This window comes from Gemmiger formicilis, from assembly GCF_024462815.1.
In the GTDB taxonomy this organism is placed as follows: domain Bacteria; phylum Bacillota; class Clostridia; order Oscillospirales; family Ruminococcaceae; genus Gemmiger.
On record NZ_JANGCG010000001.1, the window covers coordinates 289,948 to 315,732 of the forward strand.

Annotated in this window: 32 protein-coding genes; 27 read left to right on the forward strand and 5 right to left on the reverse strand. The window is 59.8% G+C overall.

Translation table 11 applies throughout. The features are described from left to right. Window positions 1-27: 27 nt before the first annotated feature. Complete coding sequence (gene nrdR / locus NE623_RS01385) at window positions 28-501, forward strand: transcriptional regulator NrdR (protein WP_256270990.1); 474 nt, start codon at window positions 28-30, stop codon at window positions 499-501. Here nrdR and NE623_RS01390 read toward each other — a convergent pair. Together NE623_RS01390 and NE623_RS01395 are read right to left on the reverse strand one after the other, a co-directional pair. Next, window positions 481-849, reverse strand: a complete 369-nt coding sequence (locus NE623_RS01390) for a DUF4363 family protein (protein WP_256270989.1) — start codon at window positions 847-849, stop codon at window positions 481-483. The genes nrdR and NE623_RS01390 overlap by 21 nt on opposite strands. A gap of 10 nt (window positions 850-859) precedes the next feature. Then, window positions 860-1,510 carry a DUF421 domain-containing protein gene (locus tag NE623_RS01395; protein ID WP_256270988.1) on the reverse strand — a complete coding sequence of 217 codons (651 nt, stop codon included), beginning with the start codon at window positions 1,508-1,510 and terminating at the stop codon, window positions 860-862. A gap of 67 nt (window positions 1,511-1,577) precedes the next feature. Between NE623_RS01395 and NE623_RS01400 the strand changes: the two genes are divergently transcribed. From NE623_RS01400 to NE623_RS01410, 3 genes are read left to right on the forward strand one after another with little or no spacing between them, the layout of a single operon-like run. Next, entirely contained in the window at window positions 1,578-3,023 is a 1,446-nt protein-coding gene (locus NE623_RS01400; protein WP_256270987.1) for a spore germination protein, read from the forward strand. Beyond that, complete coding sequence (locus tag NE623_RS01405) at window positions 3,013-4,011, forward strand: hypothetical protein (protein WP_256270986.1); 999 nt, start codon at window positions 3,013-3,015, stop codon at window positions 4,009-4,011. The genes NE623_RS01400 and NE623_RS01405 overlap by 11 nt, the downstream gene beginning before the upstream one ends. Beyond that, window positions 3,981-4,895, forward strand: a complete 915-nt coding sequence (locus NE623_RS01410) for a hypothetical protein (protein WP_256270985.1) — start codon at window positions 3,981-3,983, stop codon at window positions 4,893-4,895. Before NE623_RS01405 ends, NE623_RS01410 begins: the two co-directional genes overlap by 31 nt. Window positions 4,896-4,943: 48 nt before the next feature. Here the strand turns inward: NE623_RS01410 and NE623_RS01415 are convergent, their stop codons facing one another. The 3 genes from NE623_RS01415 to NE623_RS01425 all read right to left on the reverse strand — a co-directional run bounded on the left by NE623_RS01415 (window position 4,944) and on the right by NE623_RS01425 (window position 8,212). After that, a complete protein-coding gene (locus tag NE623_RS01415) occupies window positions 4,944-6,128 on the reverse strand; it encodes a DHHW family protein (RefSeq protein ID WP_256270984.1) in 1,185 nt (394 codons plus the stop codon). 16 nt (window positions 6,129-6,144) lie between these two features. After that, window positions 6,145-7,539: an MBOAT family O-acyltransferase gene (locus NE623_RS01420; protein ID WP_256270983.1), complete on the reverse strand. Its 1,395-nt coding sequence runs from the start codon at window positions 7,537-7,539 to the stop codon at window positions 6,145-6,147. A gap of 76 nt (window positions 7,540-7,615) precedes the next feature. Continuing rightward, complete coding sequence (locus tag NE623_RS01425; RefSeq protein ID WP_256270982.1) at window positions 7,616-8,212, reverse strand: DUF4358 domain-containing protein; 597 nt, start codon at window positions 8,210-8,212, stop codon at window positions 7,616-7,618. 230 nt (window positions 8,213-8,442) lie between these two features. On the opposite strand from NE623_RS01425, the gene NE623_RS01430 reads away from it, so the two are divergent. The 23 genes from NE623_RS01430 to NE623_RS01540 all read left to right on the forward strand — a co-directional run bounded on the left by NE623_RS01430 (window position 8,443) and on the right by NE623_RS01540 (window position 25,764). Beyond that, the gene (locus tag NE623_RS01430; protein ID WP_256270981.1) at window positions 8,443-8,973 is read left to right on the forward strand and encodes a Gx transporter family protein; all 531 of its coding nucleotides are present in this window, start codon (window positions 8,443-8,445) and stop codon (window positions 8,971-8,973) included. Between the two features lie 120 nt (window positions 8,974-9,093). Beyond that, the gene (locus NE623_RS01435; protein ID WP_078783802.1) at window positions 9,094-9,630 is read left to right on the forward strand and encodes an NADH peroxidase; all 537 of its coding nucleotides are present in this window, start codon (window positions 9,094-9,096) and stop codon (window positions 9,628-9,630) included. Between the two features lie 77 nt (window positions 9,631-9,707). After that, the gene (locus tag NE623_RS01440) at window positions 9,708-10,343 is read left to right on the forward strand and encodes a sporulation protein YunB (RefSeq protein WP_256270980.1); all 636 of its coding nucleotides are present in this window, start codon (window positions 9,708-9,710) and stop codon (window positions 10,341-10,343) included. A gap of 57 nt (window positions 10,344-10,400) precedes the next feature. Next, complete coding sequence (ligA, locus tag NE623_RS01445) at window positions 10,401-12,398, forward strand: NAD-dependent DNA ligase LigA (protein WP_256270979.1); 1,998 nt, start codon at window positions 10,401-10,403, stop codon at window positions 12,396-12,398. Between the two features lie 103 nt (window positions 12,399-12,501). Continuing rightward, entirely contained in the window at window positions 12,502-13,389 is an 888-nt protein-coding gene (locus tag NE623_RS01450) for an ATPase, T2SS/T4P/T4SS family (protein WP_256270978.1), read from the forward strand. Further along, window positions 13,389-13,853, forward strand: a complete 465-nt coding sequence (locus tag NE623_RS01455; RefSeq protein WP_256270977.1) for a hypothetical protein — start codon at window positions 13,389-13,391, stop codon at window positions 13,851-13,853. The genes NE623_RS01450 and NE623_RS01455 overlap by 1 nt, the downstream gene beginning before the upstream one ends. A 10-nt stretch (window positions 13,854-13,863) precedes the next feature. Next, on the forward strand, window positions 13,864-14,058 hold the full coding sequence (gene spoIIIAC, locus NE623_RS01460) for a stage III sporulation protein AC (RefSeq protein ID WP_215691991.1): 195 nt from the start codon (window positions 13,864-13,866) through the stop codon (window positions 14,056-14,058). Window positions 14,059-14,061: 3 nt separating this feature from the next. Next, a complete protein-coding gene (locus NE623_RS01465) occupies window positions 14,062-14,445 on the forward strand; it encodes a SpoIIIAC/SpoIIIAD family protein (RefSeq protein ID WP_256270976.1) in 384 nt (127 codons plus the stop codon). Then, window positions 14,445-15,482, forward strand: coding sequence for a stage III sporulation protein AE (locus NE623_RS01470; protein ID WP_256271234.1), 1,038 nt, complete (start codon window positions 14,445-14,447; stop codon window positions 15,480-15,482). Before NE623_RS01465 ends, NE623_RS01470 begins: the two co-directional genes overlap by 1 nt. Beyond that, a complete protein-coding gene (locus NE623_RS01475; RefSeq protein ID WP_256270975.1) occupies window positions 15,479-15,913 on the forward strand; it encodes a hypothetical protein in 435 nt (144 codons plus the stop codon). Before NE623_RS01470 ends, NE623_RS01475 begins: the two co-directional genes overlap by 4 nt. Continuing rightward, a complete protein-coding gene (locus NE623_RS01480; protein WP_256270974.1) occupies window positions 15,910-16,431 on the forward strand; it encodes a stage III sporulation protein AG in 522 nt (173 codons plus the stop codon). The genes NE623_RS01475 and NE623_RS01480 overlap by 4 nt, the downstream gene beginning before the upstream one ends. Before the next feature lie 15 nt (window positions 16,432-16,446). Next, window positions 16,447-17,091 carry a SpoIIIAH-like family protein gene (locus NE623_RS01485; protein WP_256270973.1) on the forward strand — a complete coding sequence of 215 codons (645 nt, stop codon included), beginning with the start codon at window positions 16,447-16,449 and terminating at the stop codon, window positions 17,089-17,091. A 98-nt stretch (window positions 17,092-17,189) separates the two neighbouring features. Beyond that, window positions 17,190-17,552, forward strand: coding sequence for an Asp23/Gls24 family envelope stress response protein (locus tag NE623_RS01490; protein WP_256270972.1), 363 nt, complete (start codon window positions 17,190-17,192; stop codon window positions 17,550-17,552). Between the two features lie 36 nt (window positions 17,553-17,588). Beyond that, entirely contained in the window at window positions 17,589-18,002 is a 414-nt protein-coding gene (nusB, locus tag NE623_RS01495) for a transcription antitermination factor NusB (RefSeq protein ID WP_256270971.1), read from the forward strand. Further along, window positions 17,996-18,943, forward strand: coding sequence for a glycoprotease (locus tag NE623_RS01500; protein ID WP_256270970.1), 948 nt, complete (start codon window positions 17,996-17,998; stop codon window positions 18,941-18,943). Before nusB ends, NE623_RS01500 begins: the two co-directional genes overlap by 7 nt. After that, entirely contained in the window at window positions 18,922-20,139 is a 1,218-nt protein-coding gene (gene xseA, locus NE623_RS01505; protein ID WP_256270969.1) for an exodeoxyribonuclease VII large subunit, read from the forward strand. Before NE623_RS01500 ends, xseA begins: the two co-directional genes overlap by 22 nt. Window positions 20,140-20,145: 6 nt before the next feature. Then, a complete protein-coding gene (gene xseB / locus NE623_RS01510; protein ID WP_256270968.1) occupies window positions 20,146-20,367 on the forward strand; it encodes an exodeoxyribonuclease VII small subunit in 222 nt (73 codons plus the stop codon). After that, the gene (locus tag NE623_RS01515) at window positions 20,357-21,250 is read left to right on the forward strand and encodes a polyprenyl synthetase family protein (RefSeq protein WP_256270967.1); all 894 of its coding nucleotides are present in this window, start codon (window positions 20,357-20,359) and stop codon (window positions 21,248-21,250) included. The genes xseB and NE623_RS01515 overlap by 11 nt, the downstream gene beginning before the upstream one ends. A gap of 13 nt (window positions 21,251-21,263) precedes the next feature. Next, on the forward strand, window positions 21,264-21,725 hold the full coding sequence (locus NE623_RS01520) for a divergent PAP2 family protein (RefSeq protein ID WP_256270966.1): 462 nt from the start codon (window positions 21,264-21,266) through the stop codon (window positions 21,723-21,725). Between the two features lie 14 nt (window positions 21,726-21,739). Continuing rightward, complete coding sequence (gene dxs / locus NE623_RS01525; protein WP_256270965.1) at window positions 21,740-23,614, forward strand: 1-deoxy-D-xylulose-5-phosphate synthase; 1,875 nt, start codon at window positions 21,740-21,742, stop codon at window positions 23,612-23,614. Next, a complete protein-coding gene (locus NE623_RS01530) occupies window positions 23,611-24,432 on the forward strand; it encodes a TlyA family RNA methyltransferase (RefSeq protein ID WP_256270964.1) in 822 nt (273 codons plus the stop codon). Before dxs ends, NE623_RS01530 begins: the two co-directional genes overlap by 4 nt. Before the next feature lie 19 nt (window positions 24,433-24,451). Beyond that, window positions 24,452-25,297 (forward strand): NAD(+)/NADH kinase, encoded by an 846-nt coding sequence (locus NE623_RS01535; RefSeq protein WP_256270963.1) that lies wholly within the window; start codon window positions 24,452-24,454, stop codon window positions 25,295-25,297. After that, complete coding sequence (locus NE623_RS01540; protein ID WP_215691976.1) at window positions 25,294-25,764, forward strand: arginine repressor; 471 nt, start codon at window positions 25,294-25,296, stop codon at window positions 25,762-25,764. Before NE623_RS01535 ends, NE623_RS01540 begins: the two co-directional genes overlap by 4 nt. The last annotated feature ends 21 nt before the right edge of the window (window positions 25,765-25,785 follow it).

The window sequence follows — 25,785 nt, forward strand, 5'->3', positions numbered from 1 at the left end:
AGTCCACGATAAAGGAGGGTAACCGATATGAAATGTCCCTATTGCGGCGAGGTTGATTCCAAGGTCATTGATTCCCGCCCGACGGAGGACGGCGAAAAGATTCGCCGCCGCCGTGAGTGCCTGAACTGCAAGAAGCGCTTTACCACCTATGAGATTGTGGAGACCGTCCCGCTGATGGTGGTAAAGAAGGATCGCTCCCGCGAAGTCTTTGACCGCCAGAAGCTGCTGAACGGTATGCTGCGCGCCTGTGAAAAGCGCCCTGTCAGCTACACCCAGTTGGATGCTGCCGTCGACCGCATTGAGCAGCAGCTGCTCAACTCCTATGACCGCGAGGTTTCCTCCATCCATATCGGCGATTTGGCGATGCAGGAGCTCAAGAAGATGGACGATGTTGCCTATGTGCGTTTTGCCTCCGTCTATCGTCAATTTAGTGATGTGAACACCTTCATGGAAGAACTGAAGGATATGCTGGACAGCCGTTCAAAGCCCGCCGAAAAATGACTGCCGCAGCTGACTGATTTGCGTGCGGGCACGCTGTGTCTCCATCTCTAAATCTGCCAGGCTGTCAGCCTCCGCGCAGGGTGGCAGCACCGCCAGCGTCTGGTTCAGCTGGTCAAGCAGATTGCGGCGCACCAGCAGGCTCAAAACCCAGCCGCCCTTCCGGGCCTGTGCAGCTGCCTGCTCATAGGTCTGGCGTGCGGCAGGGTAATCCCCCTGTACCGCCAGTGCGTAGGCAGCTTCTATCCTGTTCTGCAATATGCCGGTTGTGTGCTCCACATATCGCCCGGCCTCTGCCAGCAGCAGGGTAAGCACCAGCAGAATTGCCACGGCATACCAGTTCCGTTTCATAAGCATCCTTTCAGACCGTCCCTTCGGGGGCGGTCTTTTTTGGTATCAGCACGGTTTTTTCGCCGTTATAGAGTAAAAGCAGCACATCCCTGCGGCTTGTATTCTGCGTTTCCAGCATCCTGTCCAGCGCGGTCTCATCCAGCCCAAAAAAGGCAAGATTATCCCGGTAGACGGTCCTGTCAATCAGTAGCGGCAGCAGAGGAGTATCCTCATCGCCCGCGGGCATCACTGCGGTGGTAATACTGCCGTTCGGCTCCACCACGCCCCAGTAAACCTCCTGCGGGGAGAATATGTTCCTGCCGCGCAGTGCCTCCGCCAGATCTGCCGCGGTAATGCGCAGCCGGGCCAGCTCTTTCTGCAGAATTTCTCCGTTGCGGATGATGGTCACCGGCTTTCCCAACAGCAGCTGCGCATAGCGCGGGCAAAACCAAACCAGCGTGGAGTTCAGGATTTCCAAAGCGGTTATCAGAAAAATCGGCACAAGGCTGGCGGAAAGCGGCAAATCCGGTTCATCAATGCAGATGGACGCCACATTGGAAATCAGCAGCGTGGTCACCAGCTCGGCGGGCTGCAGCTCGCCCAACTGGCGCTTGCCCATCAGCCGCATGGCCACCACCACCGCCAGATACACCAGCACGGTGCGCACCACCGAGGAAATCATCCCGCCACCTCCTCATAAATTCCGGCAAAAGCGGCCACACTATTCTGCGTGAGAGGGGGAGACACCGATGACACAAAAGCCGCTGTACCGCACGCTGAACGGAAATCTTGCTTTTCTGGAAAAGAGCTTTGGCCGTTCCGATGACTTTTATACCAAGCACCTGATGATTGCAGGGATTCCCTGTGCCATTGCCATGTTCACAGGGCTTTCCTCGCCGGAAAAGCTCTGCCATATGGCACTGGATATGCTCGACCGTGACCCGGCCATGCTGGGCGGTGGGGAAGGCCTTTGCGATTACCTACTGACCCAAAGCCGTATTCCGGCCGAGCCGGACGCCGTTGAGGACCTCACCGCACTGGTGGAAGCGCTCTCCAACGGTCTGTCCGTGCTGCTGATTGACGGCGTTCGCAGGGCGGTAGCCTTCTCCACGCAGGAAATGCCCCAGCGCTCCATTTCAACGCCGACCGGGGAGGGCAATCTGCGCGGTCCGCAGGAGGCCTTCACCGAGCTTCTGCGCAATAATATTTCCCTGCTGCGGCGGCAGTTCCGCACCGGCACGCTGACAGTGGAAATCTGCACCGCGCACACCCGCACTAAGACAGAATACTGCCTGTGCTATGACAGCGCCCTTGCCCCGCAGGAGACCATTGACGCCCTGCGGCAGCGGCTGGAAGCGGTAGAAATCCCGGTTTTGCTGGACAGTGCCTATTTTGCCTCCTTCCTCAAGCAGGACAAGCTGAATCTGTTTCCGGCCGCCGCCTATACCGAACGCCCCGCCACAGCCTGCGCCCGCCTGTGTGAAGGCAAGGCGGTCGTGCTGGTGGCAGGCAGCCCCTATGCGCTGATTGTACCCAGCTTTTTTGCCGAGCATTTTGAGTGTCTGGATGACTACGCCTCCGGGGCTGTGTTCGCCGGGCTCATCCGCATTTTAAAATATCTGGCCTTTCTGCTCTCGGTCTTTGGACCGGGGCTGTATGTTATGGCGGTTGCTTTTGCGCCGGAAATCATCCCGATACAACTCCTGACCAAACTGGCCCACGGGGAGGCCGCAACACCGCTGCCGCCGATGCTGGAAATGCTGGCCGTCTCACTTCTGCTGGAAATCGTGCGGGAGGCCGGGCTGCGCGCACCCCAGTCCATCAGCCACACTGTCAGTCTGGTGGGGGCACTCATCATCGGAGAAACCGCAGTCAGCGCAGGTATTGTCAGCGTGCCGGTGCTGACGATGGCCGCCGCTGCCACCATCGCCACACTGGCCGTGCCCTCGCTGTATGAGCAGTCGATTTTGTTCCGCTTTGCCGTCATCCTTCTGGCCGGGTGCTTCGGTGTGCCGGGGCTGGCCTGTGCCGCGCTCACCATTCTGGCAATGGCCTGCGGCAGCGAGCCCTTTGGGTATGACTATCTTTACCCGCTGCTGCCACTGAGCCGCGCCAGCCTGCGGGACGGCTTTGTGCGCAGTATATGGAGCCGTCTTGCCCAATCCGGGGAGGTGATTGGCCGCCATGAAGCGTGAATGTCCCAGCCTGTTTGCAGCGCTGCTGCTCAGCCTGTTGGTCAATGTGCTGCTGCGCAGCCAGACTGCCTACCACCCGCGGGCCGGAATGGCGGCCATGGTGCTCTGCGTGCCCGGGCTGGCTGGTGTCGGCTGGCTGTTTGCCCGCTGCTGGCGGCTGACCGCCGACCCGGTTTTAAAGCTCCTGTTCGGTGCCCTACTGCTCTACACCTCAGTGCTGGAATTGCTGCGCCTGTGGCAGCTAGCCGACCGGCTGTACCCCGGCGCGGTGACACTGACCTCCATCTGCCTACTGGTTGTGCTGCCGGTGGTGTACCTGCGGCGGGTATCCGCCTTATCCCAAACGGCGCACGCCGTGCTCGGGCTGCTGATTGCGGCAACGGTCTTTATGCTGCTTACGGTTTTTCCGCGCCTGCACGTCACGAATCTGCAAATCACAGCTCTTGGGCAGGAGGATTTGCTTGCCGCTGCCCGCAGTCATCTGACGCTCTATCCGGAGTATCTTCTGCCCGCCCTCTGGCCGGAGCAGGACAAATGCGGCCGCCATACGCTGCTGCGGCTGGCCGGGTGGGCACTGGGGTTTGATGTGGGCATCCACCTGGTGCTGGAGCTGTTCTATGGTGCGGCCATGCCACTGCGGGTAGACCCCTTGCACGCCGCCGCCCGGTGTGGGGCACTGTCCATCTTCAATCGGCTGGAGTGGCTGCAATTTATTTTGTGGGTTATGGCCGTCACAGTCAAACTGGCGCTGTATCTCTACGCCCTTGTGCGGCTGCTGGGCGGGCAGAGCCGGGCCGAGAACAGCGCCGCCGGGTTGGATTCCTTTCCATTGTACGTGGGCGGCATCTGGCTTTTGTGCTCCGTTTTGCGCAAGCTCAACCTTGACGCTGCCTTGCCGCTGCGCAGTGCGCTGACATGGGGCTTTGTCCTGCTGACTTGGATAGGAGGTGCTGCCGCGTGTCTTTACAAAAGGCTAAGGCGTTTGTGATTGTGCTGGCCGCACTGCTTCTCAGCGGCTGCGGGCAGGCACTTTCGGAACGGGAAATCGTCCGCGCCGTATTCTTTGTACAGCAGCAGGGAAGCTATTCCGCCTGCCTGCTGCTGGCAGACCAGAACGCTGGCGAGGATGGTACACACTATAAAACGGCCTCCGCCTTGGGCGTAACACCCGCTCAGGCTCTGCACCGCGCTGAGATGGCGCTGCCCGGTCAGCTTTACTACGGGCTTCTCGAGCTGGCCGCCCTGCCGCCGGGCTGTGACTGGGCTACCGCGCAGGAGCTTGGTGAGCTGCTGTATGACAAAGCCCAGCCTGCGCCGGAGCTTTCAGTCTTTGTACTGGACAGTGCCGACCACAGCTGGGCGCAGGACGCTGCCGCCCTGTATGAGGATATGAAGGCAGTAGAGCGTGAATATGCCCTGCACTGCGGTCTGCAGCAGCTCTTTACGCAGGCAGACGGCTGTGCTGTACCGGGCTACCGCGCCGACAGCGGGTACAATTTCTATCTGATGCCGCGGAATGCGGACATGCTTTTCCTTGCGGGCATGCCCGCACAGCTTGCCGCCGTACTTTGCGGGCAGACAAATCGTTTTTGTACCAGTTATGCGGACGGTACCGCGCTCTGTGAAGCCGAGGCCGGTGTCACCGTGGAGGGGAGCGACGTACAACTTCATCTGCGGGATGCAAAATGGGAGACCCTGTCCGCAGCCGCCAATGAGCCGCAGGTACTCCTCTGTGCCGAGCTGCAGCAGGGCTTTTCTCTGCTCACCGCAAAGCAGACCACCGATTTTTTCCATTTCCATTTCTTTTATGAAAACCTGTACGGCCCCGCCGCCGCGCCGCCCGCACCCACGTTGGAAATATTGTTTGAATAATAAAAACGCCGGAGTGAGCAGATGCGCACTCCGGCATTTTTACAGCACTTATAGCGTTGACGGTCGGGAAATATAAATCAGGTTCGTATCGGCGATAAAGGTCTGGAAGTTGTAGAGCACCAGCACCTCATCATAGCCCTCTTTTTCAATCGTGGAATCCAGACCATACTTGAAATTGCGGAAATCCACCACACCGATTTTCGCGTAGTTTTCCGTCAGGTAGGGCACAAAGCTGTTGGCGTAGCTGTCCTTCACAACCAGAATACTGCCTGTGCCGCGGCCCTCGATGGTGGAATAGCCGTTGTTTCCGTCCAGAAAAGCAGCATATTTATCGCGGGTTGCGAATTTATCGGCATTTACCAGATTTTCGGTTTTCTCCGGCTCATACTGTGCCTCGCCAGTGATTTTGTAAACCGTCATCAGGCTGTCCAGCGGGTAATAGGTGATGGTATCCTTTGCCACATTCCACAGCCGCGTTGCTGAGTAATGCGTACCCTCAAAATCCATCACATCTGCGCTCTCATGGGCGTCGCGGTCAAAGGGCGTCAGCCCCTTCAGGGCGCAGAACTGCTCATACGCACGGTAGGCACCGTTGGTTGTCCAGTGGTGATCCGTCTTGAAGTAGAGGTACTCGTCCTTCCGGTTTGCAAAGTCCTCCCGCAAGTCAATCACAGCGGCGGTCTGGCCGACCTTGGCAAAAATATCATCCAGCATCGCGTTTTCATCCACCATCGGGGCCCCCGCGGGCAGCTCCTCCGGGTAGATGACGCTGGCGGACGGTGCCAGCAGGAAGGTGACCTTGCCCGGGTGGTTGGCGGCAAAATCACTGACCGCCTGCACGTTTTTGTCCAGCTGCTTCTGGGTGGCATCCTCCACCGTAAAGAGCTTTGTGAACATCCAGCGGTCCTTGCCCAGCAGGATACCGCCTTCCTCCACCTTGCGGAACAGCACCTCATCCACAGCGCGCTCGGCGTTGACCGCCGCATCGCGGAAGGAGAACTGGTCCTGCATCCAGCGGGCAAAGCCACTCTGCCAGCTGCCGTCCAGCAGCGCCTGCACACTGAACGCCGGGAGCTGGGCAGCCTTGCGGTTTTCCAGCTCCAGCTGGCTGCGCTTGGGCCACAGGATATTCACCAGCGAGAAGCCGAACAGCAGCACCGCGCAGAGGAGCAGCAGCGGATAGCCCGCACGGCGCTTGCCGCCATTTTTGCGGTACACGACCTTTTTTTCCATACAAGCACGCCCCCTCTCAGAAATTGGCATACAGTGCCGTTGCGTTGGTGGCTGCCACCACATAGCAGACAGAGATTACTATTGTGCCAGCGAATACTATCAGTTTTGCTGCGGTATTACGGTTGATTTTTTCCCACAGCCAGCGCGGCAGGGCGGACGAGCAGACACAGCCCAGCACCAGCAGAACGCCGTAGTTGCGCAGATAATACAGCGGCGAGATACCGCCCTGCAGTACAAACAGCTTTTGCAGCAAAAGCCCCAGCGGTGCGCCGGGCTGGTTTGCCGTGAAAATGCCCCAGCCCAGCACCACAAAGAACAGCGTATACAGATGCGGCCAGACCTTGCCCTTCTTTAGGTACTTCATCAGGAAGTTTTTCTCAATCGTGAGCAGCACAAAGTAGTAAAGCCCCCACGCGATGAAGTTCCAGCTGGCACCGTGCCAGATACCGGTAGCCGCCCAGACCAGAAACATATTGAACAGCTGGCGTGCAGGGCCCTTGCGGTTGCCGCCCATTGGGATATAAATATAGTCCCGGAACCAGCCGGAGAGCGTCATATGCCAGCGCCGCCAGAATTCTGTAATGCTGGCAGAAATATACGGCAGATTAAAGTTGGCCGGGCAGTCAAAGCCAAGCATGGCCGCCAGACCGTTGCTCATCTCACTGTAGCCGGCAAAGTCAAAGTAGAGCTGTAGGCTGTATGCGATAATGCCCAGCCACGCCAGCGGGGTAGAGGCGTTGACCAGCCCTACGCCGCCCGCACCGATGATATCCGTCCACAGTGCGCCGATGGAATCCGCCAATATGACCTTTTTGGCCAGACCGAACACAAACATTTCTGCGCCGCGCTCGGCCCTTGCCAGCGTGCAGCGGTTTGCCGCATCATGCAGCTGGTCGGCCATTTCACGGTATTTGACAATAGGACCCACAATCAGCTGCGGGAAGAAAAGGACATACACCGCAAAGGTCACAAAGTTTTTCTCCGGCGCAATTTTGCCGGTGTACACATCGACCTCATAGCTGATGATTTTAAAGATGTAGTAGCTTATTCCCAGCGGCAGCACCGTGCCAAGGCTCAGCGATGCGATGCCGAAATGTCCAATCTGGTTCAGCGTGTCAATCAGGAAGTTGGCGTACTTGAAATACACCAGCACCCCCAGATTGACCACCACAGACACCACCGGAAGCAGCCCGCGCAGTCTGCCCCTAGCCATTGCCGTCACCAGTGCGCACAGATAGTTAAAGACTATCAGCACCGCAATCAGCGGCAGGAATTCTATGCCTGTCCAGCAGTAAAAGGCGAGGCTTTCTGCCAGCAGCACTGCATTTTTGGCGCGGCCGGGCACCAGATAATACAGCAACAGGGATAGCGGCAGGAAGCAGAACAGGAACACCACGCTGTTAAAAACCATTGCGGACTCCCTTTCTTTGAAATTTTATCAAAAAAGGCCGTTGCCGAACGGCAGCGGCCTGCTAGTACAGGGAAAATCAGAAGTTCAGCGCCGTCTCCAGAGCCGTGTCGATGGCAGAGTAGTCGGGGTTGGCGATACCGGCAATGACAATAGCAACGTAGTTGCCGTTGGTCACGATGCGGGCATCCTTTGCCAGCGCGACCTTGTCTGCAAACTCAGCATACAGGTCATTGGCGGACAAGCTCTCCTTGTAGGCCTCCAGCTCTGCCTTCACAGCGTCAACCTGACCGTCCTTGGCCTGTGCCACAAACACAAGGCCGCAGTCCGCCTGATCGTTGGTGACATCGCCCTTGTAGCCGACAAGGTTGTCCATCGTCAGCATCAGCTCATTCTCAACCGAGAAATCATCCAGTGCACGCGGGTTGGCAATGGGGTTCACGGCCTCGATTGCGGAAACAGCTGCATCCAGATTGGCGGTGTTGGCTTCCTCAGCGCTGTCGCTGATGACGATATCGGTCGTGCCGTCCGCACCGCCGATGGCCTCAGCTTCCGATGCGGAGGAGCTCTCGGAGGCTGCGGTGCTTTCGCTTGCAGCCGTAGAGCTGCTGTTGGAGGAACCGCAGGCGGCCAGCAGCAGAGCGCAGCTCAAAATAACAGGAATCAGTTTTTTCATGGTTGATGTTCTCCTTATTATATATTCTTACATGAATCGTACTTATCCTCACGCACGGGCATAGTTTTCCCTCTTGCCTGATACAGTATTAGAATACACTATTTTGCCCGCTTTTTCAAGTCGGCGGCGTGTATTTTCCGCTTGGAAATATGTTAATTTTTTATGCCTTGACAAACCCCGCCCCGGTAGGTACACTCAAAGCAATCCATTCAAAGGGGAGGAGTTCATCCATGCGCAGTAAAAAGGCGCGGGAAACCGCCTTGACCGGGATGCTTTTTGCGCTGGCCATTGCGTTTAGCTATCTCGAATCGCTGGTATCGCCCTTGCTGGGGCTTATGCCCGCCATAAAGCTGGGGCTTTCCAATATTGTTGTCATGTACGCGCTGCTGTTCCTGCGCACCCGCACAGCCGTGCTGCTGGTGGTGCTTAAGGCGCTGTTCGCCTTTCTGACCCGCGGCGCGACCGCAGGCTTTCTCTCGCTGTGTGGCGGTGCGCTTTCACTGGCCGTTATGCTGGTGCTGCTCCATCTGCCGGTCAGCAGCTATATCTTCTGTGCCTGCTCTGCACTGGCACACAACCTTGGCCAGCTGGCCGGGGCGGCGGTTATCCTGTCCAGCAGAATGGCTTTGGCCTATGCGCCCATTCTGCTGGCCGCCGGGCTGCTTGTGGGCGGGATCAGCTGTACGCTGGCGAAAGCACTGTTTGCAGCCCTACCGGGCACAGCAGGAGAGCAGTGCCCGGGCAGTCCTTTCAAAAAATAAGATTCTTTCTTAAAAATTTTATTTTCCCTATTGACATTTGCATTTGTATGCCGTATAATATAGCCATCGACACAGGAATGTGTCCTAGGAGCAATTACAAAATAACAGGAGGCAATTCTTATGACTAAGTATGTTTGCACCGTTTGTGGTTATATCGCAGAGGGTTCCATCCCTGAGTTCTGCCCGGTCTGCAAGGCCCCGGCATCCAAGTTCATTGAGAAGAAGGACAACACCTACGTGACTGAGCACGTTGTCGGCATCGCAAAGGACGTTCCCGAGGAAATCAAGCAGGGCCTGCGCGAGAACTTCAACGGCGAGTGCAGCGAGGTCGGTATGTATCTGGCCATGAGCCGCGTTGCTGACCGCGAGGGCTATCCCGAAATCGCCGAGGCATGGAAGCGCTACGCATTTGAGGAGGCCGAGCACGCTTCCAAGTTTGCAGAGCTGCTGGGCGAGGTTCTGACCGACAGCACCAAGAAGAACCTGCAGATGCGTGTTGACGCCGAGTGCGGCGCCTGCGCCGGCAAGATGGATCTGGCCAAGAAGGCCAAGGAGCTGAACCTCGATGCTATCCATGACACCGTACATGAGATGGCTAAGGACGAGGCCCGCCACGGCCGCGGTATGCAGGGCCTGCTCGACCGCTACTTCAAATAATTACACCTAAAGCCATCACCGCCCCGGAGCTTAACGCTCCGGGGCGGTTTTGCATAGTATGCGCCGGGGGTGGTTGTATGCGGCGCTGTACAGTTGCGGGCAGGCACCGGGCCCGGCTGCGCGCCCTTGCGCTGCTGCTGGCCGCGGCGGTGCTGGCGGGCGGTCTTGCACTGAACCGCTATGTCAACACCACGGTCAAGCCCACACTGCACCAGCTGGCAGAGTACGAAGCGCGTGCCGCCACCGTGCAGGCCGTCAATCAGGCTGTAGCGGCAGAGCTTCAGCGTTCGCCATCCCTCTGCGCGGAGCTGTTCGTTCAGACTGACCAGCTTGTCAGCCTGAACGCCGCAGCCGCCGGGGCTGTGCAGACACAGCTTGTCAGTGCCGTGCAGGCACAGATGAACGCCCTGCCGGAGACTGCCTACCGTGTGCCCTTCGGCAGCCTGACAAACAACTCTCTGCTCAGCGGTCTGGGCCCCGGCTGGAGGGTTTCAATCCAACCACGCGGGTATGTACAGGGAAGTATCCGCGAATACACAGAGTCACTCTCCATCAACACAACCCGCTACAGCGCCGTTTTACAGCTTTCGGTCACAGTCAATATGATTCTGGACGGCAGCACCGCTACGCTGACCGTTGAAACCGAGTACCCGCTGGCCAGCCTTTTCATCCGCGGCGGCACGCCGAACGCCTACGCTGCGGATTTTGATTGAATTTTTACCCCCGAGTGTGGTATACTGAAATGAATCCAATAAACGGAGTGGACCAAAATGGAATTAGAGCAGGCACGCAAGCGCGCAGAGGAGCTGCGCGTCATCATAGAGAAAAACAACCGCCTTTATTACGACCAGGACGCCCCCGAGCTGGAGGATTTCGAGTATGACGCCCTAAACCGTGAGCTGAAGGCCATCGAAGCCGAATACCCCGAGCTGGTCACGGCATCTTCGCCCACACAGCACGTTGGCGGCACGGCCAGCAGCAAATTCAGCAAGGTCACCCATGCTGTCAAGATGGAAAGCCTGCAGGACGCCTTCTCCTTTGAGGAGCTGCGGGAATTTGATGCACGTGTGCGGGAGGCAGGCATCAAACCGGAATATGTGGTGGAGGCAAAAATTGACGGCCTGTCGGTCAGCCTTGAATACCGCATGGGCCAGCTTGTGCGCGGCTCCACCCGCGGTGACGGCGTTGTGGGTGAGGACGTGACCGAGAACATTATGACCATCAAGGACATCCCGCATGAACTGCCCGATGCACCGGATTTTCTGGAGGTTCGCGGTGAGGTCTATATGCCGCACTCTGCCTTTTTCAAGCTGAAGGAGCAGCAGGAGTTGGAGGACAAAACGCCCTTCAAGAACCCCCGCAATGCTGCGGCGGGCTCTCTGCGCCAGAAGGACGCCCGCATCACCGCCGGGCGCGGGCTCTCCATCTTTGTGTTCAATCTGCAGCAGTGTGAGGGTCGTACCTTCAAGACCCACCACGAGACACTGGACTACATCAAGTCACTGGGCTTCCCGGTCTCGCCGCGGTACAGCGTGTTTGAGAACATTGAGGACGCCATTCAGGAGATTCAAGCCATCGGCGAGGCACGCGGCACGCTGGAATTTGACATTGACGGCGCTGTTATCAAGGTCAACGATCTGGCCGCGCGCCGGACGCTGGGCAGCACCAACAAGTTTCCGCGCTGGGCCATCGCCTTCAAATACCCGCCCGAGGTCAAAGAGAGCGTCGTCCGCAATATTGAGGTCACGGTGGGCCGCACCGGCGTGCTGACGCCGACCGCCGTATTTGACCCGATTTTTCTGGCAGGCACCAGCGTTGCCCGCGCCAGCCTGCACAACGGCGATATCATTGCCAGCTTAGGCGTCGGTATCGGCGATACCATCAAGGTGCGCAAGGCGGGGGACATCATCCCGGAGGTTATCGGCGTGTCGGCCCATCTGCCGGGCAGCAAGCCCTTTACCATGCCCACCGTCTGCCCCAGCTGCGGTGCGCCGGTGGTGCATTTGCAGGACGAGACCGCCCTGCGCTGCGTCAACCCCGAGTGCCCGGCGCAGAGCCTGCGCAACCTTATCCATTTTGCCTCCCGCAATGCAATGGCCATCGACGGACTGGGCGAGGCCGTGGCTGTGCAGCTCATCGACAAGGGGCTTGTCAGCACGGTGGCCGACCTGTACACCCTGACCGAGGAGCAGCTGCTGACGCTGGATAAATTCAAAAAGAAGAGCGCCCAGAATCTGCTCAACGCCATCGAGAGCTCCAAGCGCAACAACCTCGACAAGCTGATTTTCGGCCTTGGCATCCGCAACATCGGCGATAAGGCCGCCGCACTGCTGGGCGAGCACTTCGGCAGTATGGACGCCCTGCGCAACGCCACCGCAGAGCAGATGTGTGAGATTGACGGCTTTGGCGAGGTTATGGCGCAGAGCGTGCTTGAATTTTTTGCCAAGGACGGCACCACTGACCTACTGCACCGGCTGGAGCGTGACGGTGTGAATATGCAGTGGACCGGCGAGAAAAAGGGCACGGCGCTAGCCGGTATGACGCTGGTTGTGACCGGGACGTTGCCGACGCTTTCCCGTCAGGAGGCCGAGGCGCTTATCACCCAGAACGGCGGCAAGGCGGCAGGATCTGTCAGCAAAAAGACAAGCTATGTGGTGGCCGGTGAGGCTGCCGGCTCCAAGCTGACCAAGGCGCAGACCCTCGGCATCCCTGTGCTGGACGAGGCCGGACTGTATAAGCTGATTGCGGACAACAACGCACAAGGCTGATAGTATGCTTTCAACAGGAACACCCTTTCACCGGGGTGTTCCTGTTTTTTTTGTTCTACCCGCCATACTGACGGCATACAGTTGCAGTGTGAGGTGACAAACGATGGACGAGTATTACCACATTCTGGATAGTCTGCCGCCCGCCCTGCGCACGCCGCTGGCAAAGCTGAATGCGCACTATGCGCCGCACGTTCAGGAAATACGCCTGCGGCTGGGCCAGCCGGTGCAGTTTACGGTTGGCGGGCGGCTGTGCCCCGCCGCAAAGTTACTGCCCGGCGCGGGGCTACCCACCGTTGTTGACAGCGAAGCGCTGCGCAGCTGCTTTTTGCAGCTCTGCCGCCGTTCGGTCTATGCCTATGAGGAGGAACTGAAGCAGGGCTACTTTACCATACAGGGCGGCTGCCGCGTTGGGGTGGCGGGCTGCCGCGGGCCGGGCGGCTTTGCGGCAGTTACCTCGCTGAATCTGCGCGTTGCCCGCTGGCTGACCTGCCCGCTGCCGCCCGAATTGGAAAGCGCACTACATACCTCCGCGGGCGGTCTTTTGCTGGCAGGCCCGCCGGGCAGCGGCAAGACCACCTTACTGCGTTCGATGATACAACACCTGTGCGAGAGTGATGCACTCGTCAGCGTCATAGACGAGCGTGGGGAGCTGATGGCCTGCGAAACCGGCAGCCTGCCCCGCGCTGCGCAGATACGCTGCGACATCTACGCCCGCTGCACCAAGGCGGAGGGCATCGCCATGGCCCTGCGCTGTATGAACCCGCAGTATATTTTCTGTGACGAGCTGGGCACCCCCGGTGATGCGCAAGCTGTGGCCCGTGGGCTAGCCTCGGGGGTTGTCTTTTTTGCCACAGCACACTGTGACACCCCGGCGGGGCTACGCAAAAAGCCGCAGTTGGCGGCTCTGCTGGACACCGGTGCCTTTGGCAGAGCAGCGTTCCTTGCCGGGCGTGCCCAGCCGGGCAAGGTAGCCGAGTGGGTAGCGCTGTGATGCTGCGTGCGATTGGCAGCCTTCTTCTGGCGCTGGCCGGAGCCGGCGGTGGCTGGGCGGCAGCAGCCCGGCTTGCCAAAAGGCAGCAGCAGACGCATAGCTTTGCGCGGCTGCTCGGCTATCTGGCCGACCTGCTGGAAGCGCAGGCATTGGCCGGGCCGGAGCTACTGTACCGGGCGGCACGCTGCACAGCCTTTGCGCCGTTCTGCCCGGCGGGGGCGGAGGCACTCTCCCAGCTGGCACTGCCGCCCAGTCTGCCGCGCACACTGCAGGGCGAGCTTTGCGCTGCGCTGGCTGCGGCAGAGGAATCCCCGCGCCAGACCGCCTGTGCCGCCCTGCGCCGCCTGTCCGCCCTGTGTGAGGAGGAAGCAGCCGTTCAGGCCGCGCACTGCCGCAAAGCCCGCCAGCTGTGGCCGCGGCTGGGCGGCTGCCTAGGCGCAATGGCCGCCATTCTGCTGTGGTAAGGAGTGCCGCATGGACATCGACCTTGTTTTTAAAATTGCCGCCACCGGCATCATTGTGGCTGTTCTGAACCAGCTGCTCATCCGTTCCGGCCGGGAGGATCAGGCCATGATGACCACCCTTGCCGGGCTGATTGTAGTGCTGACAATGCTTGTGCGGCAGATCAGTGACCTGTTTGTGCTTATCAAAGCGCTGTTTGAGCTATGAGCCATGATTTTGCTGTGCAAGCTCGCGGCGGCGGTGTTTGTGGCCGCCGTGCTGATTCTGATTTTAAAAAAGGACCAGCCCGCTTTCGCATTTTTGGTTTCCGTCTGCACCGCGGCCGGGCTGCTGGCTGTGGTGGTGCGCCAGCTGCAGCCCCTGCTGGACTGGCTGCGCACGCTGGACGGCTATTTTCAAGGGCAGAGCCCGGCGGCTCTGCTGCAGGCGCTGGGCATTGCACTGGTGGCCCAGTTTGCCGCCGACACCTGCAAGGAGGCCGGGCTGACCGCCGCGGCCGGTGCGGTAGAGCTCTGCGGCCGGGTGCTGGCACTGCTGCAGGCGTTGCCGCTGCTGCAAAGCCTGCTAAGCTCCTTTGCGGACTACTTGCAGTGATGCTTCTGGTAGCGCTGCCGCCGCCCGCCCTTGCGGACGAGCTTCCCAAGGCCGCGCAGGAGCTCATCGACGAAAGTGGCGTTTCTGCCGCCGATGCCGCCGATGCCGCCGGGTGGACGCTGACTGACGTGCTGGACAGGCTGGGGGAGTGGGCCGTCAGCGGTTTCCGGCCCGCGCTGCACTTTGCGGCACAGTCCGCCGGGTATCTGCTGTTGGCCGGGCTGCTGGGGCTGCTGGCAGGCAGACCCTACAGCGCCTACGCCGAAATTCTGTCTGTGCTGGGCTTCGGCTCGCTCAGTCTTTCCACTGCCATGCAGCTGACCACCCTTGTGGGCAGCACGGCGCAGGACTGCCGCACCTATCTGACCAGCTTTGTGCCGGTGTTCAGCGGCCTTGCCGCGGCAGGCGGGCAGACCTCCGGGGCGCTTGTCTACAGCGGAATGTTCTTTGCCATGTCCGGCTTTCTGGCAGCGCTGGCACAAAACATCCTTCTGCCCATTTTACAGATTTACTTTTGCATTTCCGTCTGTGCGTGTCTGTGGGGCGGTGCAGGGCTTTCGGACGCCGCGTCCTTGTTTGCCCGCTGTATAAGCTGGCTGTTAAAGCTCTGTGCCGCGCTGTTCAGCCTTGTGCTGGGGCTGCAGAACGCACTGGCCGCCACTGTGGATAATGCCGCCCTGCGCACTGGGAAAAGCCTTCTGCAGGGGGCTATCCCGGTGGTGGGGGATGCTGCCGCAGCCGCCCTGACCGGCGCCGCGGCAGCCCTGCAGCTGCTGAAGGGCTCCCTTGCGCTGGCGGCACTGCTGGCGCTGGCGGCTATGTTTGTCCCGGTGTTTGTGCAGAGCATGGCCTATGCGCTCTGCTTTGCGGCGGCGGGGCTGCTGGCCGCGGCGGTGGGGCAGACGCCCTGCGCACGGCTCTGCCGCCTCTATTTTGAGGGCACGCGGCTCTGCGGGTCGGTGCTGGCGCTCTATTTTTTCATCACCTTTCTGTCCACGGCGCTGCTGCTGTTGGCAGGAAACGGAGGCTTTGCATGACTTCACTGCGTCATCTGGCACTGGGGTGCTGTGTTCTGTCAGCTCTGGCGGGCATGGTGCGACTTTTCTGGCCAGACAACAGCTTCAAGCCTGTCATAAATGCGGTGCTGGCGCTGTATATTATAACAGCAGGTGTGCAGATGGTGCGCGGCCTTGACTGGGCCGGTGTAGCACAGGAGCTGCGCAGTCTGCCCACCGATGCACAAGACCTCCCGGATTATTCTTCCTACCGCCGCGAGCTGGCGCTGACGGCCTCGGTGGAGGCGGTGCGCGAGGTTCTGCAGAGCGCCGGTATAAACGCCGCTGTCAGCTGGCAGGATGGCGTATGTGTCATCACGCCGGTGGATATCCGCGACAAATCTGCCATCGAAGCCCTGCTTGCCGTCAATGCGGGCACTCTGCCGTGGTGCTTTGCAGGAGAAATCCCATGACCGGCCGGGCGTTCTGGACCCCGCTGGCGGCAAGGCTGCGCGCTGTGCTGGCGGATGAGCAAAAGCGGGTAAAGCTGCTTGTTCTGATGGGGCTGGCCGGGCTGGCTCTGCTGGCTGTCTCCGCGTGGCTTCCGGCGGAAAGCACCGCGCCACCCGCCGTACAGGGCGAGAGCACCGCCGACTACGCCGCACAGCTCGAGCAGCGCCTCACCGCGCTGATTTCCCGCGTGGAGGGGGCAGGCAAAGCCGTGGTCATGGTCACGCTGGAATCCGGCAGCGAGAGCGTCTACGCCACCGATACCGACAGTGACGGTTCCTCCACCCATGTGTTGCTGGGCAGTGGCAGGGCGGACGGCCTTGTGGAGACTGTGCAGACGCCCCGCATCTTAGGCGTAGCGGTTGTCTGTGAGGGTGGCGGAAGCGCCGCTGTGCAAGGCCGGGTGACCGCCTTGCTGGAAGCGCTGACCGGTCTGGGCGCCAGCCACATTACCGTTGCAAAAATGGCATCGACCAATTAAGAGGAGGAACACCCAATGAAGCAAGTCTCTGCCCATCTGAAAAGCCGCGGCGCGACTGCCGCCGTTCTGACACTGGCGCTGGGGGCCGCCATCTGCCTGAACTGGTCTTTTTCCCGCAATGCCCCGGCGGAGCTGACGATGCCGGACACGGTGGAAACCTCCGCCGGAGCTGCCGTTCCCATCACCGACCCGCTGGCCGTGGAGACCGTTGCCGAAGCGGACGATGCGGAGGCTGCCGCCGACGACACCGCCGACAAGAACTACGGCGAAGCGCAGCTTGTCAGCGTGAACAAGGACTCCGGCACAGAGTTTTTTGAGGCCGCCCGCTTGACGCGCAGCAAGGCCCGGGACGAGGCACTGGACACATTGAAGAAATCCCTGAAGGATGCAAAGCTGACCGCCGAGGAGAAAACCCAGCTGACGGAGGAGCTCAGCACCCGCATCAATAACATCACACTGGAAACAAAACTGGAAACGCTCATCAAGGCCAAGGGCTTTGCAGACTGTGTGGTCAATCTGGAGGACAGCAAGGCCAACGTGACCGTTATGACCGAGAGCGACGCCCTGACCGCCGAGGAGGTCACCCGGATACGCGATGTCCTTTTGGGCCAGTGCAAGGGGCTGACCGCGCAGGGGATTACCATTGTAGAGGTAAAATAACTGAACATTCTGTTGCAAACAGTGCCGTTTTGTGGTACACTAAAGCATATTGGTAGAACTATGGCCATATGGCCGTTTGCAACGGGAGGGTACACACTATGGATGTACACAATACCATCGGCGGCAGCTTACAGATCTCGACTGAGGTCATTGCAAAAATTGCGCGGCTGGCCGCGCTGGAGGTTGACGGTGTTGCTGATGTAGCCACCGGCACCAGCCAGAATGTCCGTTCGCTTCTGGGCCGCACCGGCCTGCAGAAGCCGGTTACCGTTGTCATGGAGGATGGCATTGCCACCGTCACGGTGCATATCACCGTTGTGTACGGCAGCAAGGTTATGCCCCTGTGCGAGAAGGTGCAGGAGAACGTAAAGCAGGCAATCCAGAATATGACCGGCATTACCGTAGCCCGCGTGGATGTGCTGGTTGTCGGCCTGACCGAAGCCACCGCTGAGAAGGAATAAACCCAAGAGAATCAAGGAAAGACAGGAACAGAACGTATGGAGAAAAAGCTGACCCGCCGCGAGTCCCGCGAGACGGCCTTTCTGACGGCCTTTGCCGCCACCTTTGAGCCCGAGGAGCCGACCGTGCCCGTTGAGGAGCACGCCGCCCCCGATGCCTTTGCCAACCAGCTGCTGGCCGCTATGAACGACCACGCCGCCGAGCTGGACGAAATTATCACCGCCCACCTGAAGGGCTGGACTCTGCCCCGCGTGCCCCGCGTGAGCCTTGTGGCCCTGCGCCTGGCACTGGCTGAGATGCTGTACGGCGAGGAGAAAAAAACCGGCGTTGCCATCAACGAGGCTGTGGAGCTTGTGAAAAAATACGGCGCTGACGAGGATTACCAGTTCGTCAACGGCCTGCTGGGCGCTGTCGCACGTGAGCGCGGCGAGAACGCCGAACCCCAATGCTGACGCTGGGCATTGACACCAGCAATTACGCAACCTCTCTGGCAGTGTTTGACACAGACGCCGGAGAGGTTGTTTGCGATTGCAAAAAGTTTTTGCCCGTCAAGGAAGGGCAGCTCGGCCTGCGGCAGAGCGATGCGCTCTTTCACCACACGGCTGCTCTGCCCGCTATGCTGGAGGAGCTGAGCGGCAAGGCAGACCTGACAAAGGTGGCGGCGGTCGGTGTTTCCGCTAAGCCGCGCCCGGTGGAGGGCTCCTATATGCCGTGTTTTCTGGCGGGCGTCAGCGCTGCCACCGCGTTTGCGCTGTCCCGCGGACTGCCACTTGTCCAGCTGACCCACCAACAAGGGCACATTGCCGCCGCGCTGTACGCCACCGGGAGGCCGGAATTTTTCGCGCAGGAAACACTGGTTTTTCATGTTTCCGGCGGCACAACCGATTTGCTGTTATGCCGCGGTGCCAAAAGCATCACGCCGCTGGGCACCAGCAGCGACTTATATGCCGGGCAGGCTGTGGACAGACTGGGTGTAAAGCTCGGCTATTCCTTCCCGGCGGGCGTCTATGTCAGTGAGCAGGCGGCGCTCTGTACCGAGAAGGTTCACCCCAAGGTCAGCGTGCGCGGCCTGACCTGCAGCCTGTCCGGGCTGGAGAACCAGTGCACGAAGCTGCTGGCCGAGGGAAAATCCGCCGCCTATGTCTGCAAATATTGCCTGCTCTGCGTAGGCGAAACGCTGGTGCGGATGGCAAACAACGCCCTGACCGAGCACCCCGGTCTACCCGTAGTCTTTGCGGGCGGCGTTATGAGCAGTGATTTAATCCGCACCTATGTGACGAACCGTGTACCCGGTGCCCACTTTGTGCCGGGCAAATTTGCCAGCGACAACGCCATTGGCATTTCGATTCTGGCGGCAGAGGAGTGTGGCGCATGGCCGACTACATCAATGTAACCAGCCTGAACCGACTGGCCAGGCAGGTGCTGGCGCAGTGCGACCCGCTGAATGATCTGATTGTCTGCGGCGAGATTTCCGGCTTCACCCGCCATTACAAAAGCGGCCATCTGTATTTTACGCTCAAGGATGAAAACGCATCCATCAAGACCGTTATGTTCCGTTCCCAGGCGCAGCTTTTGAACTTTGCACCTCAGAACGGTATGTTGGTGCTTGTCTATGGCCGCGCCACGATTTACGAGCGCGACGGCGCGTTCCAGCTGTATGCCGATTATATGAAGCCGTTTGGCGCCGGTGCGGCGCAGATGGCTTTTGACGCACTGTATAAAAAGCTGGACGCCGAAGGGCTGTTTGCGCCGGAGCGCAAGCGCCCGCTGCCTGCCGTGCCGCGGTGCATCGGTGTTGTTACCAGCAAGACAGGTGCCGCATGGCAGGATGTGCAGAATGTCATTGCCCGCCGCTGGCCGATGGTGCGCCTGCTGCTGGCCCCGGTGAACGTGCAGGGCATTGAAGCCGAGCAGAGCATTACCGAGGGCATCCGTCGACTTGACCGTGACCCCCGGCCCGACCTGATTCTCATCACCCGCGGCGGCGGCAGCAAGGAGGATTTGTGGGTCTTTAACTCCGAGCGCATCGCCCGCGCTGCAGCAGCCTGCCGCAAGCCGGTGGTTTCTGCCGTCGGGCATGAGATTGACACCTCAATTCTCGACTATGTGGCCGACCTGCGTGCTCCTACGCCGTCCGCCGCAGCCGAGCTGTGCGTGCCGGATCAGGCAGAGCTCCGGCAGAAAATATTCATTTTACAGCAAAATATTCAAAAAAATATACAGAACCGCTGCAGTTTATGCTATAATAGGTTTAACCAGCTGGCCGCTGTGGAAATTTTGCAACGCCAGCACCAGCAGATGGCCCGCCGGGAGCAGGAGCTCGCCCGGATGCAGGAGGCCGTCTGCCGTGCGGCACAGCAGCGCGTGCAGGATGCCGAGCGCAGCCTGCAGCACGCAGCGTCTGTGGCGGACTCGCTGAGTCCCTACGCGGTTCTGGCCCGCGGCTATACGCTGGCGGAAAAGGGCGGCGTGCCCTGCGCGGTGGAGACACTGTGCCCCGGCGAAGCCGTCACTCTGCGCGGTGCAAGGGCCACCGCCGACTGCCGCATAGAAGCGGTGCACATTCCGGAAAATCAAACAGGGGAGTGATACCCGATGAAGCAGCCTAAATCCTTTGAGGAGGGCATGAACCGCCTGCAGGGCCTGTTGAGTCAGCTGCAGGATGAGACCACGCCGCTGGCGGATTCCGTCAAGCTGTATGCGGAAGCCGCCGGGCTGATACACTATTGTAATACGACACTGGACAAGGCTAAGCTGCAGATTGAGGAGATTGACGCCAGCCTTGCCCCGGATGCGGAGGTTTCCCATGAAGCCTGAGGACTATAAGCATCAATTTTCTGCCTGGGCACAGCTGACAGAGCAGCGCTTGGCCGAGCTGTGCGACGCCTATCTGCCCGCGCAGTCCGAGCTGGGGCAGGCAGCCCGTTACAGCCTGCTGGGCGGCGGCAAGCGCGTGCGCGCCGTGCTGACGCTGGCTGCCTGCGCCCTCTGCGGGGCAGACGCCGCCGATGCGCTGGACTATGCCTGTGCGCTGGAAATGCTGCACTGCTACTCTCTGATTCACGATGACCTACCCTGCATGGACAACGATGATTTCCGCCGCGGCCGCCCCAGCTGCCACAAGCAGTTTGGCGAGGCCACCGCGCTGCTGGCTGCCGATGCCCTTGTCACGGCGGCTTTTGAGACGATTGCCAACGCTACCTGCAGCGCCGAGAGCCGGGTGGAGGCTGTACAGCTGCTGGCCAAGGGCGGCGGTGACCGCGGTATGCTCTACGGGCAGGAGCTGGATAAGCATTTTGAGACTGTGCGCGCCAACGAGCAGGAGCTTCTGGCGCTGCACGCCCACAAGACCGGTGCGCTCATCATTGCCGCCGTGGAGCTTGGTTGTGCCGCCGCGGGTGTTCGCCCCGATGATGAAGCACGCCGGGCACTGGTGCGCTATGCGGCCGAGGTAGGTCTGGTTTTCCAGATTGTGGATGACATTCTGGATGTCACCTCCACCACGGAAGAGTTGGGCAAGCCTGTGGGCAGCGATGCCGACAATGACAAAACCACCTTTATCACGCTGTACGGCCTGCAGGGTGCACACGAAAAAGCCGAGCACCACAACGCCGCAGCGCTGGCCGCGCTGGATGCGCTTGGCCCCCGGGCAGATTTTCTGCGCCTGATGGCTGCAGAGCTGCTGGAACGTAAGAAATAAGGATGTGATTCCTATGCCACTGCTGCGCGCTGCGCTGAGTTGGAATTTCGTGCTGGTCACGGCGGTCTGTGCATCGCTGCTGGCCCAGCTTATCAAGGTACTGCTGAATCTTTTCATCTTCCATCGCTTTATTGCAGAGCGTATGTGGGGCGCAGGCGGTATGCCCAGCTCTCACTCTGCCACCGTCTGTGCGATGGTGGTTGCCACCGGGCGTTACTGCGGCGTCAGTTCCCCGACCTTTGCCATTGCGGCTGTGCTGTCCATCATTGTCATGTACGATGCCATGGGCGTGCGGTACGAAACCGGCGAGCAGGCCAAGCTGCTGAACCGTATGTTCAACGAGTGGGTGGATCAGGGCTTTGCACAGTTCCCCCACGGCAAAAAGCTGAAGGAAATGGTCGGCCATACGCCGATTGAAGTCTTGACCGGCGCGGCGCTCGGCACTTTGCTGGGCTTCGTTATGCCGATGGTATAAAACGAGGTGCATATATGAGCTATCCCTTGCTGGAGCGTATCAATGCGCCCGGAGAAATAAAAAATCTGCCTATGTCCGATATGCCCGCCCTGTGCGAGGAAATCCGGCAGTTCCTTATCAAGAGCGTTTCCGAGACCGGCGGCCATCTGTCCTCCAATCTCGGTGTTGTGGAACTGACGGTTGCCTTGCACCGCGTGCTGGATTTTCCGCAGGACAAGCTGCTGTTTGATGTCGGCCACCAGTGCTATACCCACAAGCTCCTGACCGGCCGCAGGGAGGGCTTTGCCCAGTTGCGCCGCAAGGGCGGTATTTCGGGCTTTCCCAGCCCGAAGGAGAGCGACTGCGACGCCTTCATTGCCGGTCACGGCAGCGCGGCGCTGTCTACCGCTATCGGCGTGGCCCGCGCCAAAAAGCTCAAGAATGAGCCGGGCAAGGTTGTGGTCATCATCGGTGACGGTGCCTTCACAGGCGGTATGGTCTATGAGGGCATGAACAACGTCAGCAAGTTGAACAACCTCATTGTCATACTGAATGACAACAAGATGTCCATTTCCAAAAATGTCGGCCAGATGGCAAACTATCTGACCAAGCTGCGCACCGACCCGAAATATTCCCACGCCAAGGCCCATATGGAAACAACGCTGGAGCGGATTCCCGTGGCGGGTGATGCGCTGGTGAAGGTGCTGCAGGGCGGCAAGCAACTGATTCGCCGCGGCATCTACAAATCCACCATGTTTGAGGAGATGGGCTTCCAGTACATCGGCCCGGTGGACGGCCACGATGTGGATATGCTGACCCATACGCTCACGAACCTCCGGGAGCAGTATGCCCCTGTGTTCCTGCACATTGTAACCCAGAAGGGCCGCGGCCTGAAGCCGGCCGAGGAAAACCCCGGCGAGTTCCACGCGGTTTCCTCCATCGACCTGAACCACCTGACTGACCCAGAGCTTTCCCCGAAGGATTCCTTCTCCTCCACATTCGGCTGTGCACTGGCTGATTTGGGCGATGATGAACCGCGTCTGTGCGGCATTACCGCCGCCATGAAATACGGCACCGGGCTGAATTTCTTCAAGCACCGCCACCCCGGCCGCTTCTTTGATGTCGGTATGGCGGAGGAACACGCTGTCACCTTTGCGGCAGGTCTTGCCAGCCAGGGCCTTTTGCCGGTTGTTGCTATCTATTCCACATTTTTCCAGCGTGCCTATGATCAGATTATCCACGATGTCAACCTGATGCAGCTGGATGTTCTGTTTGCTGTGGATCGTGCGGGCCTTGTGCCCGGTGACGGTGCAACCCATCAGGGCATCTATGATGTAGCCTTCTTCTCCAACGTCAACATTCCGGTTTTTGCACCGTCCAACTATGCAGAACTGCGCTACTGGCTGACCTATCTTGTACGCGAGGCTCGCGGCCCCCGCGCCATCCGCTATGCACGCGGCGAGGAAAAGCCTGCCCTTGCGGCGCTGCCCTGTACCGGTGCACGCTATGACGTTCTGGAGCCTGCAGGGGGTGCCAGAATTGCCCTTGTCAGCTATGGTGCCGAGACGGAGGAGATTATTGCCGCCAAGGATTTGCTGGCCCAGCGCGGCCTGCAGTCTGACTGCATCAAGCTGACCCAGATTTATCCGCTGCCGGAGGGGCTGTGCGATACGCTGAAGGCGTACGACACGATTCTCTTTGCGGAGGATTCCGTGCGCACCGGCAGCATCGGTGAGCAGCTCGGCTTTGCCATGCAGCAGTGCGGCTGGCAGGGCAAGTATCTGCTCCACGCAGTGGACAACTCCCATCTGCTCCACGCCAATGTGCCGGAGCTGCGCAAGGACCAGCAGCTGGATGCAGCGGCCCTCTGCGGGGATATTCTGAACTATTTAAAGGAGAAACAGGCATGAGCAAGATTCGCCTGGATCAGTACCTGTGCCAGAATGGTCTGGTGCAGAGCCGGGAGCGCGCCAAGGCGCTGATTATGTCCGGTATTGTCTTTGTGAACGAGCAGAAGGTGGACAAGGCCGGTGAGATGATTGCCCCCGATGCCAAAGTTGAGGTACGCGGACATGACATCGGCTATGTCAGCCGCGGCGGTCTGAAGCTGGAAAAGGCCATGCAGGTCTTTCCGATGCGCCCGGACGGCAAGGTCTGTATGGATATCGGCGCGTCGACCGGCGGTTTTACCGACTGTATGCTGCAAAACGGTGCGGTCAAGGTCTACGCGGTGGATGTCGGCTATGGCCAGCTGGCGTGGAGCCTGCGCACCGACGAGCGCGTTATCAATATGGAGAGAACGAACATCCGCAATGTAAATCCTGAGGACTTGTCAGAGCCGGTGGCGTTTTTCAGCGTCGATGTTTCCTTTATCTCTCTCAAGCATATTTTCCCGGTGGCAGATGCCATCACCACGCCGGACGCCGTCGGCGTCTGCCTTGTCAAGCCGCAGTTTGAGGCCGGGCGCGAAAAAGTAGGCAAAAAAGGCGTTGTGCGTGACCCCGCCACTCACCGCGAGGTGCTGCAAATGGCCGAAGGCTACGCAATGGCCAACCACTTTACCCCCGCGGGTCTGGATTTTTCGCCCATCAAGGGCCCCGAGGGCAACATTGAATATCTGATGTACGTGCAGCACTGCGAGGAACCGCAGCCGCTGCCGGAGGGCCTGATTGAAAAGGTTGTGGCCGCCTCCCATGAGACGCTGGACAAGGCACCGAATCTGCATTGAGAAAGGACTCTTGCTGCCGATGGCCGTTTTACTGATTCCCAACCCGACCAAAGACACCGGGCTTGCCGTGACGCGGCAGGCTGCTGCCGTGCTGGCCGGACTGGGTGTGTCCGTCCTTATGCCGCAGAGCTTTGCGGGTGAGGCCGGTTTTGCAGGGGTGCGTTTTCTGCCGGAGGCAGAGGCGTACCGCGAAGCCGATCAGGTTGTCACCATCGGCGGTGACGGCACGCTGCTGCGCTCCGGGCTTTCCTGCATGGCAAACGGCAAGCCTGTTCTGGGCGTAAATCTGGGCCGTATGGGCTTTCTGGCCACCTGTGAGGTAGGCGAGTTGACCGCCAAGCTGACCCGACTGGCGGCGGGGGACTTCACCCTGACCAGCCGCGGCCTGCTCCATGCCGGGATTCCCGCGCACGGCTGGCAGGCGGATGCCATCAATGATGTGGTGGTGTTCGGCCAGACGCGGCTGCACCCGATGGACTACAAGGTCTATTGTGACGGCGCGTTTGTGGGCAGCTACCGCAGCGATGGTATGATTCTGGCCACTCCGACAGGCTCGACCGCCTATTCCTTCTCGGCTGGCGGGCCCATTCTGGACGCCTGTGCCGAGGTGATGGTCTTGACGCCGGTCTGCGCCCACAACCTGCAGGTAGCGCCGCTGGTGTTTGCGGCAGGGCGCCAGCTGGAAATCATTGCGGACGCAGAGAACCGCGACGCCAGCTTTGCCTGCGCCGACAGCAGTAACCAATGCGACCTGCTGCCCGGAGATAGCCTGCAGATTACCGGCGGCCGGCAGCGCCTGCAGCTGATTACATTTGATGACGCGGAGCAATTCCACGCGATAGAGAACAAATTGATGAGGAGATGATTCCTGTGAAAAGTGCACGCCATCAGGCAATTCTGGATTTGATTGAGCAGCACCCTATTGACCGGCAGGAGGATCTGCTGGCCCATCTGCGGGAAGAGGGCTTTGACGTGACCCAGGCCACCGTGTCCCGCGATATCCGCGAGCTGCAGCTGGTCAAGACGGCCACGGCAGACGGCCGTTACCGTTATGTGCCGGCTTCCGCCTCCGGCAAAGTCACTCATTCGCCCAGCCGGTTTGAAATGCTGTTCCGTGAGTCTGTCCTGAAGGTGGACTACGCGGGCAACACCGTGCTGGTCAAGTGCTTCTCCGGCATGGCCAATGCCGCCTGTGAGGTGTTCGACGCCAAGCAGTGGGATAATGTGGTTGGCACACTTTCTGGCGATGACACGTTCTTTATTTTGATGCGCACCCCGGAGGCTGCCGCCGAAATCTGCAAGCAGCTGCAGCAGTACACCCGCCGCGGGTAAAAAAGTAAATGACAGGGAGGA

Bases quoted from the DNA above. Each gene is read 5' to 3' on its own strand.
- NE623_RS01420 (WP_256270983.1), bottom strand. From the start codon at position 7,539: ATGGTTTTTAACAGCGTGGTGTTCCTGTTCTGCTTCCTGCCGCTATCC.
- NE623_RS01400 (WP_256270987.1), top strand. From the start codon at position 1,578: ATGACACAAAAGCCGCTGTACCGCACGCTGAACGGAAATCTTGCTTTT.
- NE623_RS01535 (WP_256270963.1), top strand. From the start codon at position 24,452: ATGGCCGTTTTACTGATTCCCAACCCGACCAAAGACACCGGGCTTGCC.
- NE623_RS01465 (WP_256270976.1), top strand. From the start codon at position 14,062: ATGATTTTGCTGTGCAAGCTCGCGGCGGCGGTGTTTGTGGCCGCCGTG.
- NE623_RS01395 (WP_256270988.1), bottom strand. From the start codon at position 1,510: ATGATTTCCTCGGTGGTGCGCACCGTGCTGGTGTATCTGGCGGTGGTG.
- NE623_RS01475 (WP_256270975.1), top strand. From the start codon at position 15,479: ATGACTTCACTGCGTCATCTGGCACTGGGGTGCTGTGTTCTGTCAGCT.
- xseA (WP_256270969.1), top strand. From the start codon at position 18,922: ATGGCCGACTACATCAATGTAACCAGCCTGAACCGACTGGCCAGGCAG.
- NE623_RS01405 (WP_256270986.1), top strand. From the start codon at position 3,013: ATGAAGCGTGAATGTCCCAGCCTGTTTGCAGCGCTGCTGCTCAGCCTG.
- NE623_RS01500 (WP_256270970.1), top strand. From the start codon at position 17,996: ATGCTGACGCTGGGCATTGACACCAGCAATTACGCAACCTCTCTGGCA.
- nrdR (WP_256270990.1), top strand. From the start codon at position 28: ATGAAATGTCCCTATTGCGGCGAGGTTGATTCCAAGGTCATTGATTCC.
- dxs (WP_256270965.1), top strand. From the start codon at position 21,740: ATGAGCTATCCCTTGCTGGAGCGTATCAATGCGCCCGGAGAAATAAAA.
- NE623_RS01520 (WP_256270966.1), top strand. From the start codon at position 21,264: ATGCCACTGCTGCGCGCTGCGCTGAGTTGGAATTTCGTGCTGGTCACG.
- NE623_RS01415 (WP_256270984.1), bottom strand. From the start codon at position 6,128: ATGGAAAAAAAGGTCGTGTACCGCAAAAATGGCGGCAAGCGCCGTGCG.
- NE623_RS01540 (WP_215691976.1), top strand. From the start codon at position 25,294: ATGATTCCTGTGAAAAGTGCACGCCATCAGGCAATTCTGGATTTGATT.
- xseB (WP_256270968.1), top strand. From the start codon at position 20,146: ATGAAGCAGCCTAAATCCTTTGAGGAGGGCATGAACCGCCTGCAGGGC.
- NE623_RS01485 (WP_256270973.1), top strand. From the start codon at position 16,447: ATGAAGCAAGTCTCTGCCCATCTGAAAAGCCGCGGCGCGACTGCCGCC.
- NE623_RS01450 (WP_256270978.1), top strand. From the start codon at position 12,502: ATGGACGAGTATTACCACATTCTGGATAGTCTGCCGCCCGCCCTGCGC.
- NE623_RS01390 (WP_256270989.1), bottom strand. From the start codon at position 849: ATGAAACGGAACTGGTATGCCGTGGCAATTCTGCTGGTGCTTACCCTG.
- NE623_RS01515 (WP_256270967.1), top strand. From the start codon at position 20,357: ATGAAGCCTGAGGACTATAAGCATCAATTTTCTGCCTGGGCACAGCTG.
- NE623_RS01440 (WP_256270980.1), top strand. From the start codon at position 9,708: ATGCGGCGCTGTACAGTTGCGGGCAGGCACCGGGCCCGGCTGCGCGCC.
- ligA (WP_256270979.1), top strand. From the start codon at position 10,401: ATGGAATTAGAGCAGGCACGCAAGCGCGCAGAGGAGCTGCGCGTCATC.
- spoIIIAC (WP_215691991.1), top strand. From the start codon at position 13,864: ATGGACATCGACCTTGTTTTTAAAATTGCCGCCACCGGCATCATTGTG.
- NE623_RS01425 (WP_256270982.1), bottom strand. From the start codon at position 8,212: ATGAAAAAACTGATTCCTGTTATTTTGAGCTGCGCTCTGCTGCTGGCC.
- NE623_RS01490 (WP_256270972.1), top strand. From the start codon at position 17,190: ATGGATGTACACAATACCATCGGCGGCAGCTTACAGATCTCGACTGAG.
- NE623_RS01530 (WP_256270964.1), top strand. From the start codon at position 23,611: ATGAGCAAGATTCGCCTGGATCAGTACCTGTGCCAGAATGGTCTGGTG.
- NE623_RS01480 (WP_256270974.1), top strand. From the start codon at position 15,910: ATGACCGGCCGGGCGTTCTGGACCCCGCTGGCGGCAAGGCTGCGCGCT.
- NE623_RS01470 (WP_256271234.1), top strand. From the start codon at position 14,445: ATGCTTCTGGTAGCGCTGCCGCCGCCCGCCCTTGCGGACGAGCTTCCC.
- NE623_RS01435 (WP_078783802.1), top strand. From the start codon at position 9,094: ATGACTAAGTATGTTTGCACCGTTTGTGGTTATATCGCAGAGGGTTCC.
- NE623_RS01430 (WP_256270981.1), top strand. From the start codon at position 8,443: ATGCGCAGTAAAAAGGCGCGGGAAACCGCCTTGACCGGGATGCTTTTT.
- nusB (WP_256270971.1), top strand. From the start codon at position 17,589: ATGGAGAAAAAGCTGACCCGCCGCGAGTCCCGCGAGACGGCCTTTCTG.
- NE623_RS01455 (WP_256270977.1), top strand. From the start codon at position 13,389: ATGCTGCGTGCGATTGGCAGCCTTCTTCTGGCGCTGGCCGGAGCCGGC.